The sequence below is a fragment of the Photobacterium sp. NCIMB 13483 genome (assembly GCF_003025475.1).
In the GTDB taxonomy this organism is placed as follows: domain Bacteria; phylum Pseudomonadota; class Gammaproteobacteria; order Enterobacterales; family Vibrionaceae; genus Photobacterium; species Photobacterium piscicola.
On the sequence record NZ_PYLV01000017.1, the window covers coordinates 63,878 to 76,257 of the forward strand.

Here is a 12,380-nt window from a genome sequence, read left to right on the forward strand (position 1 = left end):
AAAGCCCTACCCAATAACAACATAATCCAACAATTCATCTATCACTTGTTGTTGAGTCACACCATCAGCTAATGCGTCATAGCTCAACGTAATCCGATGTCCTAATACCGCGTGCGCCATTGCTCGAATATCATCAGGTTCAACATAATCTCTCGCTTGTAGCCATGCATAAGCACGGGCACATTTGTCTAATGCAATTGAAGCGCGAGGACTTGCTCCCACCTCTATCCAACGAGAAAGTGACGATGCTAAATAACGTTCAGGTTTGCGCGTTGCCATCACTAACGCCACAATATAACGTTCGCTAATTTCAGATATTTCCACCAGCGCAAGCTCAGCTCGTGCTTGCATCACAATGGAGGGATCTAATTGAATATTGGTATTAGTATGATTTTTTGTAATCTCAGCGGTTAACTTAGGATCGGTTTCTTCACCGCGCACAAGACGAATAATCTCAAGTTCAGCGTCATCATCAGGGTAATCAACGCTGACCTTCATTATAAATCGATCCATTTGCGCTTCGGGTAGTGGATACGTTCCTTCTTGTTCTACGGGGTTTTGCGTTGCTAACACCATAAAAAGTTCTGGTAATACGTGCGTTTTATCACCGACGGTTATTGTTCTTTCTGCCATCGCTTCCAATAACGCCGCTTGAACTTTTGCGGGTGCGCGGTTAATTTCATCAGCAAGCACAATACTATTAAAAATAGGTCCTGCTTGAAAATGCAATTGCGGTTTACCATTTAATTCTTGATAGACTTCAGTTCCTGTTACATCGGAAGGCAGTAAATCAGGTGTAAATTGAATTCGTCCAAATGAGGTCTGCAAATTATCCGCCAATGACTTAACTGAGCGTGTTTTTGCCGTGCCGGGTAATCCTTCAAGTAAAACGTGTCCCTGCGTTAATAACCCAATAACAAGTGCACGAACCACATCGGATTGACCAATCACCGATGCCTCGACTTGAGAGATAAGCGTTGTAATAGCCTGTTGAGTTTGATTCATGTTTTCTCCTTATGCCCACTTACCTGATGATTGACTACGTATTATCTTAATCAAATCCGCCATAACTATTGGTTATAGACCTCATCAATAAAGCCGTTTTTTGAGTGCATCAATGACATTTTTAAGGGCGTATTGTTCCAACTGAGTAATACAGACTTTTGCTTGTGATGATTTCGCTTTTAACAACAGATCACACTGGGCAAATAAATGTTGCGGATTTGCACTTAAACTGAACGCTGTTGCTAATGCAGTTGCTGCTTGATTGGTATTACTCTGTTCTAGAGAAAGACCATAAACATACCAATATTGCGCATTTTGAGGATCAACGGCTGTCGCTTGTTCAAAATAAGTGGATGCTTGTGCTTTGTCGTTTAGGCGTAGTAATGCAAGACCTGTGCTATAGCGTAATACCCCAGATTTAGGTTGCGCGGTGATCCCTTGTTGCATTAATTCAATACCTTTAACTTCATTGCCTTGCGCTCGATATAAATCAGCAAGATTGACATAGCTATTAACAAAATAAGGCTCAACTTTTATTGCCTTTAAATATGCCTGTTCTGCCTTTTTAAATTCTCCCTGAGCACGATAAACATTGCCTAAGTTCGTCATTCCAAAGCCTCTGTCGGCATTAAATAATTGAATTTCAATGTACTCATCTAATGCTGGAGATAACTGTTCTCGCTGTAATGGGTTCCACTCTGGCCAATATGCCGCTAATGCTCCTGCCGCTTCCGTTCGCACGCCAAGTACCTTATCGGTTAATAACGGCGATAATATCTGCCACCGATCGTAAGCTGAATATCCAGCGGAGCCTTGAATTGCGCCTAAACGTATTAATGGATCGTCATGTTTTATCGCCCGCCCCAAAGCTACGACCGTATTCTTACTTGGAAAAGCACCTAAGCGCTGTAATGCTGAACCACGAATGATCCCCGCTTGTTTTATATCTTGAGCGGTGTAAGACAGTGCATCACCTGCGCCTCGATAATTAATATCTGCGGCATAAAATGCGACCGCAAAATGTTGTTGATTTCGATAAGGTGAATCAGGGAACCATTGACCAACGTGTTTATCTGCCCAAGCATCATCTTGTTGTTGATGACATTGAGTACAGACATTGGGGGTACCAATATTTTTACTTAAATCAGGACGGGGAATTTGCCAACTATGATCACGCCGTGCGTCCACTCCCATATACGTCGTTTCAGGCATATGGCAAGTGGTACATTGTGACGCTTCCGTGTTTGCTTTATGAAAAGTATGTTTTTCGGGCGTATATTCAGATGCTATATGGCATTGACTACAGACGGCCTGCTCAGGAATCTCTAATTTGGTTGAATGCGGATTGTGACAGTTGGTACAAGTTACCCCTTTTTCAGCCATTTTTGACTGCATGAAAGAACCATAAACATAATCTTCATCATAAATCTGACCATCATTATGGTATAACTCAGACGTAATTAAGCTCGGCAAATAACTGTCTAGCAGTGAACCTTTAACGTGGGCTTGGTCTTCATTTAATTGCACTCGACGACTATGACATTGCGCACACACCGTTATTTGATCTGTAAGTTGAATTTCTTTGGGCTGCAAAGTTGAATGCCCTTCTTTAAACACCCATTCTTTGACAGACTTACTTAAATCACGTTCAAAACCATAATGAGCCATAGTGTTTTTTTGCTCACTTTTAGCCCATGAAATATGATCACTGGCAGGCCCATGACAAGCTTCACAACCAACGTTTATTTCAAACCATTGGGTGTTATAAGTATTCGTTTTAGCATCATAATTTTTCTTAACATCGGTAGAATGACAATCTGCACACATGAAGTTCCAATTCTGGCCAGTGTTAGTCCAATAAAACGCGTCTGTATTTTCCATTTCAGGATAAAGATGATACCAACGCTGTCCTCCTTGCTCTTGCGCTCTAGCATCCCAAGCAAATGGAATCAATTGAATACGTCCATCGTCAAATTCCACCATATATTGCTGTAGTGGTTCAAAGCCAAAAGTATAACTAATTTTATAATCATGAAACTGGTTATCAGGCCCTTCAATATTGACCCAATATTGATCGCCTTTAGTAAAAAAACGATTCACTTTGCCTTTAAATGTAAACGTTACATCATTAAAATCACCCAACACACTGTTTTTATCAGCGTGTTTCATCGCCATGTCATGATCAGACCCTTGCCATGCCTTAACTTGATCGTTATGACAATCAATACACTGATCACTACCTACAAAATCCGCAGCAAAAGCCGTTGATGTCAACATCATTAGACTTATCCATACTTGGCAAAAAATAGCGAATACTGTTTTATCAATCATATACATCCTTGTATTGATATTAACTAACCCTTTGTATTTAAAATATATTATAGCGATACTTCAGATATAGCTTATATCGGATGAATTTTCCATTTACATTAGTCTTTATGTGAATAAAAGCGGCTTATTCTAGAATGAAAATGGGCCCCGAAGAGCCCAAATATTAGTCAATGCTTAATTACTTATTATGCGGTTGTTGAAGTTTTTCCATTACTTGATCCAAACTAAAACTTGCCGCTTTTTGACGTGGTGGAAACTCTTTAAAGGTTTCTAGATATTTGCCTACATACGCTTGTGCCGGAACAAACATATACGCGTGATCTAATAACCAATCATAGTAAGTATTTGACGTCACATCAGCCACTTCATATGGGTCCATACGTAAATTAAATAGTTTAGGCACACGTAAGGTCACAAAAGGTTCAGCCCAGATTTGAAGAGTACCTTTCGCGCGTTGCTCCATGAACACGGCTTTCCATTTGTTATAACGCAGCGCCGCTAAATCACCATCATCGGTAAAGTAGAAGATTTCATCACGACGTCCTTTGTCTTCTTTTCCTGTTAAATAAGGTAAGAAGTTATAACCATCAAGATGGTTTTTAAAACTCTTATTACCGAGTTTAGTGCCATCTTTTAGCTCTTCTTTAATCTTGTCATTACCTGCTGCGGCTGCAAATGTTGGTAGCCAATCCATGTGGTGCATAATTTCATTGGATACAACACCAGGCTGAATCTTACCCGGCCAACGAACCATTGCAGGAACACGGTATGCGCCTTCCCAGTTGGTATTTTTCTCACTACGGAACGGTGTTGTACCCGCATCTGGCCATGAGTTCATATGAGGGCCATTATCAGTTGAATAAAAGACAATGGTATTATCTTTAATGCCTAGCTTATCTACCGCTTTTAATAATTCACCAACATGGTTATCGTGCTCAACCATACCATCAGCATAATTACTGATACCGGTTGAACCTTGAAGCTCAGGCTTCACGTGGGTTCTAAAGTGCATACGAGTTGCATTCCACCACACAAAGAAAGGTTTATCCGCTTTCACTGCCCGTCCCATGAAATCAATCGCGGCAGCCGCCGTTTCATCATCAACCGTTTCCATACGCTTACGGGTTAATGGGCCGGTATCTTCGATCTTACCGTCAGCATAAGAATGGATGACACCACGAGGGCCAAATTTTTTGCGAAATTCTGGATCTTTAGGGTAATCAATATTTTCAGGTTCTTCCTCGGCATTTAAGTGATAAAGATTACCAAAAAATTCGTCAAAACCATGGTTTGTAGGTAGCATTTCATCTTTATCACCGAGGTGATTTTTACCAAATTGCCCCGTCATGTAACCTTGAGGTTTAAGTACTTCAGCAATGGTTGCATCTTCGGCTTGTAAACCAATATCAGCGCCAGGTAATCCGACTTTACTTAATCCAGTACGAAGCACCCCTTGCCCAGTAATAAATGTAGAACGTCCAGCGGTACACGATTGCTCACCATAATAATCGGTAAACATCATTCCTTCTTTGGCAATACTATCAATATTAGGCGTTTTATATCCCATCAGACCAAAAGTATAAGCACTAATATTAGATTGCCCAATATCATCGCCCCAAATAACTAATATATTTGGCTTTTCTGCTGCAACAGAATAGCCAGAAGCGCCCATCAAAACGGCCGCTAAAATACTTAATCGGCGTTGAGTTCCCTTTCTAACTGTCATATAAACTCCTGTATACACGAGTAAAAAACACCTTTAAATGTATAGCTCAGAGAGTACATTTTAGCTAACATAAATTAACACACTGCTCACATTTAACAGCGAAAAAATGCAACAAATAACGCCATTACTGACAATCTTATTAATATCAACAAAATAGATTAGCAATATCCTAAGTACTTATTAAAAATAAACTTATATCACCAAAACATGAGATAAAGCTCTCACTTTTCAGCAATATCACGCTCATCGTAAAAACACATAAAACTAATAAAAATCAATATGTTAATAGAAATAATAACTTTTGGTTATAACGCCTATAAAGCGACGCATTTTTATTACTCACTTAGAGTACCTAAAATTAATCGCAACTAATGGGACTTATGCATGGCGAATCACCTTAATAAAATTGCACTTAGTATTGGACTACTTGCCGCGTCAGGATCAGCAATGGCTGCATCTCAACCGAATATACTTGCCATTTTTGGTGATGATGTCGGTTATTGGAATATCAGTGCTTATAACCAAGGCATGATGGGATATAAAACCCCCAATATTGACAGAATAGCTAATGAAGGGGCACTGTTTACCGATCACTATGGACAACAATCTTGTACCGCTGGACGTGCCGCCTTTATTACAGGTCAAGAACCTTTCCGTACCGGTTTGTTAACTATCGGTATGCCTGGATCGGAGCATGGCATTCCTGATTGGGCACCAACTATCGCTGATCTATTAAAAGATCAGGGTTATATGACGGCACAATTTGGTAAAAACCATTTAGGCGATCAAGATAAACATTTACCAACCAACCATGGCTTTGACGAATTTTTTGGTAATCTTTATCACTTAAATGCCGAGGAAGAACCTGAGACCTATTACTACCCTAAAGATCCAGAATTTCATAAAAACTATGGCCCTCGTGGTGTAATCAAATCCTATGCTGACGGTAAAATCGAAGATACCGGACCAATGACACGTAAACGTATGGAGCATGCCGATGAAGAATTCCTAAGTTCTTCTTTGGCCTTTATGGAAAAAGCCGTTAAAGCTAATAAACCATTCTTTATCTGGCATAACACTACACGTATGCACGTTTGGACACGATTGCAAGAAAAATACCGTGGCGCATCAGGTGTCAGCATTTATGCAGATGGCATGATGGAACATGATGATCAAGTGGGTATTTTATTGGATAAACTTGATGAGCTCGGCATTACTGATAATACTATCGTTATTTATTCCACCGATAATGGCGCTGAAACAGTAACGTGGCCTGATGGCGGTGCTACACCATTTTATGGCGAAAAAGGCACAACATGGGAAGGCGGTATGCGTGTGCCTCAGTTAGTACGTTGGCCGGGCACAATCAAACCTGGAACTAAAATTAATGAAATGATGGCACACCAAGATTGGCTTCCAACCTTACTTGATGCTGCTGGTGTTCCAGATGTAAAAGAAAAACTGGCTAAAGGCTATAAAGCCAATGGCAAAGAATTTAAAGTTCATATTGATGGTTACGATTTCAAACCACTATTTGAAGGCAAAGTAGATAAAGGACCACGTGAATCACTGCTTTATTTCACGGCTAATGGTGAGTTAAATGCAGTGCGCTGGAAAGATTGGAAACTGAATTTCGCCGTAATGGATGGCAATATCTCAAATGCCGTTCGTCAATCACCAAACTGGCCTCAGATTATCCATCTACGTGCAGACCCATTTGAAAAAGCGCCTCATGAATCTGGAATGTATCTACGTTGGATGGCTGACAACATGTGGTTATTCGTACCCATGCAAGACGTATTAGGCCAATTCTTTGAGACCCTGCCTAATTACCCAATGCAGGTAAGTACCCAAATGAATCCTGCTGCCATCAACGCTGAGTCACTTGGATTAAAAGCGAAAATGCAGCAATTAGATAAGCTGCAACAACAAATGGAAAAATTAAACATTAAGTAGTTAATTACAAACAATAAAAAAGCACCATTTCGGTGCTTTTTTTATTTTATCGTAAAAAATAACTGCTATGCCGACTCTTTAACTAAAGCGACAATCGTCCATCCCGCTTTTGCTTCTTGCGTTGAAGTGACGGTAAACGGAACAATATTTTGCTTTAAATCAATCGCAAACAATGGAATAAGTGATGAACCTTTATACTGCTGAAAATAATCTTCCAGTGTAAAGTTATCACTTAATTTAGTGTGTTTAATTTCTCCACCTTGGTTAATTAAACTCGCCAATTTTTTATAACTGATATCATCGCCAAATAGAACCGATCCGCTGTGAGCTTGAGTCGCAGAGTGCTTCTCTAGGCCACTATTATGCCGACGACCATTTAAACGAAAAATATTACGTTGTCCAAAATATGTTTCATAATGGCTGGCGGCAACTGCATTAAAGTGTTTATCTGGAGTAAGTGCTAACAAATGGCCCACCCCAATTAAATCCAAATATTCATCAGCATGACTAGAGACCGCATTACCATAATAGGTTTCTAAACCGGCCATTCGAGCTGCGCGAATATAATCCCAGTTAGAATCCGTCATCACCACTCGACAGTCGTATTTTTTAAGCGCTAATCCAATTTCTCGCGCAACATCATTAGCGCCAACAATTAAGAAGCCCTTTGGTGATGGTTCAGCAACCCCTAATAAACGAGCAATAGGACGAGCAGTTAAACTTTGTAGTACCACCGTGCCGATAATCACCATGAAAGTCAGTGGTACTAACAGTTGAGCTCCAGCAACACCATCATCGATTAATTTCAATGCAAATAAAGCTGAAATTGCTGCGGCAACAATACCTCTAGGTGCAACCCAAGCTAAAAATAATTTTTCTTTAAATGCTAACTGACTAAACATTGTCGAAATAAAAATAGATGCAGGTCTTGCAACTAATTGAATCACCACAAATAACGTAATAGCTCCCCAACCTAATGCATGGAAATCAGCCAATTGAATACGGGATGCTAGAATTAAAAATAACCCTGAGATTAATAAAATAGTCAGGTTTTCTTTAAAGTGAAGAATATGACGAATATCAACATCTTTTGCATTAGCAAGCCACATACCCATAACGGTAACAGCTAATAATCCAGCTTCAGATTCAAGCACATTCGCGCCAGCAAACACGCCCAACACAACGGCCAATACAGCAAACGGTTGTAAATATTCTGGTAAAAGATGATTACGCAGCACATAAGCGATAAACCACCCCGCTACAGCACCAATGACGAGTCCAACCAACAGCATTAAACCAAAGACTTCAAGGCTGTGCATTTGGCTACTAGAAACAATAAACTCGTATACGATCACCACAAAGATCGCCCCAATAGGGTCAATCAATATTCCTTCCCAACGTAAAATATTGGCAAGTTTAGCTTGTGGTCTTACTGTCCGTAATAAAGGCACTATCACTGTTGGCCCCGTTACAACAGTCATAGAGCCAAACAAGAACGCCAATGACCAACTGAAATCTAATAAATAGTGCGTTACAATACTGGTAATAACCCATGTAATAATCGCACCAATAGTAACAATACTTTTTACGTTTTTTCGCACCGTTTTTATTTCAGCAAAGTTTAAGGTTAGGCTCCCCTCAAACAAAATTACGGCCACGGCTAATGAAATCAGTGGAAACAGTAAATCACCAAACAGAATATTAGGGTTAAATATGCCTGTCACAGGGCCAATTAATAAACCAGCAATAAGCAATAATAAAATCGCGGGTAATTTCATACGCCATGCAAGCCATTGACATCCAAGCCCTAGTACCCCAAGGCCTGCAATCGTCAATCCAATCATTTCTTGATGCATAAATGGATACTCTTTAAAAAATACAACACAAATAGCAGCACGATGTCATCCCCTTAAATCATTAGCTTGAGAATGCTAATTTAGAGACAATGTATGCACATACGCTACAATTAAATCACAATACAGACACAATAAACTAGCAACCATTATGATTATTCTGTTTTACAATAACAAAAAAGCCGATGGTGGCTTTATTTACAAAGCACAACATCGGCATAATTATAATGGTTATAAGGGCTGGTATGTCAGTTAACGTAGTTGACGTGAACGGAAGTTACGACCTTTAATACGACCTTTTTCTAATTTTTGTAAAGCCTCACGAGCGACCTCACGTTTAACTGCAACATAAGCACAGTGATCAAATACATTGATCTTACCCACAGCTGCGCCCGCAATACCTTTATCACCCGTTAATGCGCCTAAAATATCACCCGGACGTACTTTTTGCTTCTTACCGCCATCGATCATTAACGTGATCATTTCAGGACGGAAAGTCGGTTGATCTAATAAATTACCGGCAGGTAAAGCTTCGCCTTCAATGTCACGATCAAGGTAATCTTCAAGTAATTTAACTTTGTAATGCTCTTTATCGCTAAATAATGAACATGCAATACCTTTACTACCCGCACGACCAGTACGGCCAATACGGTGAACGTGCACTTCTGTATCACGTGCTAAATGGTAGTTAATTACCATATCAAGATTATCAATATCTAAGCCACGAGCTGCAACGTCAGTCGCCACTAGGATTGATTTACTTTTATTAGAGAACAGAACTAAAGTACGATCACGCTCACGTTGTTCTAAGTCACCGTGCAATGCAATAGAACTGAAGCCAAAGTCTTCTAAGTCATCAGACATCTCTTGTGCTTCACGTTTGGTGTTACAGAAGATCACACATGATTCTGGACGATGCTGATTCAATAATAAACGCACAGCATCTAAACGCGCTTCATTACCACTTACTTTGTAAAAGTGCTGTGAGATACTGCTATCGTCATGGCTAGATTCTACTTTTACTTGCACTGGGTTTTTCATGATGCGCTTTGCAATAGAAGCAATTTGATCTGGGTAAGTTGCACTGAATAACAATGTTTGGCGATCACTTGGAGCAGCATCAATAATCACGTCTAATGAGTCTTGAAAACCCATTTCTAGCATACGGTCAGCTTCATCAAGCACTAACGTGTTTAGCTCATCAAGGCATAAGAAACCTTTTTGAACATGCTCTTCAATACGACCAGGCGTACCCACAATAATGTGCGCACCGTGTTCTAATGAACCAATTTGAGGTCCAAATGGCATACCACCACATAAAGTCAGCACTTTAATGTTATGAATAGCACGCGCTAAACGACGAATCTCTTTAGCCACTTGATCGGCAAGTTCACGTGTTGGACATAATACTAACGTCTGTACACGGAAACGTTTTACATTAAGGTTATTTAATAATCCTAAGCCAAACGCTGCGGTTTTACCTGATCCTGTTTTACCTTGAGCAATGACATCCTTGCCATCAATAATAAGTGGAAGACTCTGAGCTTGAATAGGTGTCATTGCTTCATAACCTAAAGAGTCTAAGTTACTCAATAGATCAGAATGAAGATTTAAGGTAGAAAATGCCGTCTGACTCAAAATGATGTCCTGTAAACGTCAACATACCCATCTCACCGTAAAAAGAGGTGTCGATATGCTGTTTAATATAAGGTTGCACGCTATAACACATGCATAAGGGCTGCGACACTAACAGCTAATGACTACGCTGACAATGCTATAAATAAACACGCTTATTTTAGCAAACATAATTTATTTTTGAAAATGCTACCACAGCAGTCCTAATTAGCACTGGCAACCCATCAATAATCCCCCTTTCTTGGCTGACGTTATCCCTGTTACGTATTATAAAATCGCGGCTCATATATACCTGACCAATTTAGTCGGGTATACTGTTTTTCATAAACGTTATCGATTATTACGCCCAATAAAAACAAGGAAATATCATGAGTCAGTATGTTATTTGTGCTCTGTATAAATTTGTCGATCTAAAGCATTATCTTACATTGCGTCAACCCATGCAGGATCTGATGGAAAAGCATCACATTCGAGGCACCTTATTACTGGCAAGTGAAGGCATTAACGGTACTGTTGCCGCTGATCGTAAAGGCATTGATACATTATTAGCATGGTTAAATGCTGATGCCTCCCTCGCAGGTATTGTTTATAAAGAGTCACTTTCGAATTCTCAGCCGTTTAATCGTTCTAAAGTAAAGATCAAAAAAGAGATCGTAACGCTAGGCATTGAAGGGATTGATCCTCGCCATGTTGTAGGCACTTACGTAAAACCCAGTGCATGGAATGATCTTATTGCCGATCCTAACGTATTGGTTGTAGATACTCGTAATGATTATGAAGTTAAAATCGGAACATTTAAAGGCGCAGTTAACCCCAATACCAACACATTCAGAGAATTTCCTGATTATGTTAAAAAAAACATGGATCCGACTAAACATAAAAAAGTCGCGATGTTTTGTACTGGGGGGATCCGTTGTGAAAAATCCACTGCATATATGAAACAACAGGGCTTTGAGGACGTTTATCACCTTGAAGGTGGCATTTTAAAATACCTTGAAGAAGTTTCACCACAAGATAGCTTATGGCAAGGTGACTGCTATGTATTTGATGGCCGCGTCGCTGTAAATCATCAATTAGAACAAGCTGATTATGATATTTGTAACGCGTGTCGATTGCCTATTACCGTCGCAGACAAACAATCGAATTTATATGAACAAGGTGTAAGCTGTCCTAAATGCCATGGCCACCACTCTTTGCAACAACTGGCACGATTTAGAGAACGAGAAAAACAGATCGCTTTAGCAATAGCACGCGGTGAGCAACATATTGGTGCTGAAAGTAGCTACCATAAAACACTTCGACGTACAGAAAAGTTGGCTCGAAAAAAAGAACAACGAGGCCAAGATTAACCTCAGTTAATGCAAGTTAAGTTCACTACGTGAAAAATTGCACAACCTACGTTGCTGTGCGATCATAATATTATCGATTTGAGATATCGCTACTCTACCAACGTCTATTATTATTGATGGGTAGAGCAGCTGTGATCCCCTTTACAGCAGGAATTAACCTTTATGAGTCAACAAGACAATGACCTCATCAAAGCAAGTGAAAATAACTTACAAAATGAATTTAATACTCCCCAATTTCAAATTGCTCGAGTACTGAGTATTACATTTAATGTCATTCTAATTCTTGCTCAAATAAAATTACTCAAAGACCACGAAATTGATATAAAAACCTATGGTGTTTTCATTTTTTGTAATATCAGTATATTAGTTAATATCCTTGCACCAAGGCTAACAAAATTAACACTAAAACAAGTAGGTAAGTACACAGCAATACCAACTATCATTAGTGTGTTTTTATTTCTTAGCCAAACCTTCGCTTAGATAGACAATAAATATCTGATTAATCACCTAACGAAATTAAGTGAT

At 39.6% G+C, this 12,380-nt stretch carries 8 protein-coding genes; 3 read left to right on the forward strand and 5 right to left on the reverse strand.

Annotated elements, in window-relative coordinates:
• Nucleotides 1–6: 6 nt before the first annotated feature.
• The 3 genes from C9I86_RS13685 to C9I86_RS13695 form a co-directional block, all read right to left on the reverse strand.
• Nucleotides 7–1,005 (reverse strand): MoxR family ATPase, encoded by a 999-nt coding sequence (locus C9I86_RS13685; RefSeq protein ID WP_080156426.1) that lies wholly within the window; start codon nucleotides 1,003–1,005, stop codon nucleotides 7–9.
• Between the two features lie 84 nt (nucleotides 1,006–1,089).
• The gene (locus C9I86_RS13690) at nucleotides 1,090–3,285 is read right to left on the reverse strand and encodes a tetratricopeptide repeat protein (protein WP_199190795.1); all 2,196 of its coding nucleotides are present in this window, start codon (nucleotides 3,283–3,285) and stop codon (nucleotides 1,090–1,092) included.
• A gap of 229 nt (nucleotides 3,286–3,514) precedes the next feature.
• Nucleotides 3,515–5,062, reverse strand: a complete 1,548-nt coding sequence (locus C9I86_RS13695; protein ID WP_080156428.1) for an arylsulfatase — start codon at nucleotides 5,060–5,062, stop codon at nucleotides 3,515–3,517.
• 384 nt (nucleotides 5,063–5,446) lie between these two features.
• Here C9I86_RS13695 and C9I86_RS13700 point away from each other — a divergent pair, with 384 nt between their 5' ends.
• Nucleotides 5,447–7,018 carry an arylsulfatase gene (locus C9I86_RS13700; RefSeq protein WP_080156429.1) on the forward strand — a complete coding sequence of 524 codons (1,572 nt, stop codon included), beginning with the start codon at nucleotides 5,447–5,449 and terminating at the stop codon, nucleotides 7,016–7,018.
• A 65-nt stretch (nucleotides 7,019–7,083) separates the two neighbouring features.
• Here C9I86_RS13700 and C9I86_RS13705 read toward each other — a convergent pair whose 3' ends face one another.
• Nucleotides 7,084–8,874, reverse strand: coding sequence for a sodium:proton antiporter (locus C9I86_RS13705; protein WP_107276672.1), 1,791 nt, complete (start codon nucleotides 8,872–8,874; stop codon nucleotides 7,084–7,086).
• A gap of 249 nt (nucleotides 8,875–9,123) precedes the next feature.
• Nucleotides 9,124–10,509 carry an ATP-dependent RNA helicase DbpA gene (dbpA, locus tag C9I86_RS13710; protein ID WP_080156431.1) on the reverse strand — a complete coding sequence of 462 codons (1,386 nt, stop codon included), beginning with the start codon at nucleotides 10,507–10,509 and terminating at the stop codon, nucleotides 9,124–9,126.
• Between the two features lie 365 nt (nucleotides 10,510–10,874).
• On the opposite strand from dbpA, the gene C9I86_RS13715 reads away from it, so the two are divergent.
• Together C9I86_RS13715 and C9I86_RS13720 are read left to right on the forward strand one after the other, a co-directional pair.
• The gene (locus C9I86_RS13715) at nucleotides 10,875–11,855 is read left to right on the forward strand and encodes a rhodanese-related sulfurtransferase (RefSeq protein WP_107276673.1); all 981 of its coding nucleotides are present in this window, start codon (nucleotides 10,875–10,877) and stop codon (nucleotides 11,853–11,855) included.
• 162 nt (nucleotides 11,856–12,017) lie between these two features.
• The gene (locus C9I86_RS13720; RefSeq protein ID WP_080156433.1) at nucleotides 12,018–12,335 is read left to right on the forward strand and encodes a fumarate hydratase; all 318 of its coding nucleotides are present in this window, start codon (nucleotides 12,018–12,020) and stop codon (nucleotides 12,333–12,335) included.
• Nucleotides 12,336–12,380: the final 45 nt, after the last annotated feature.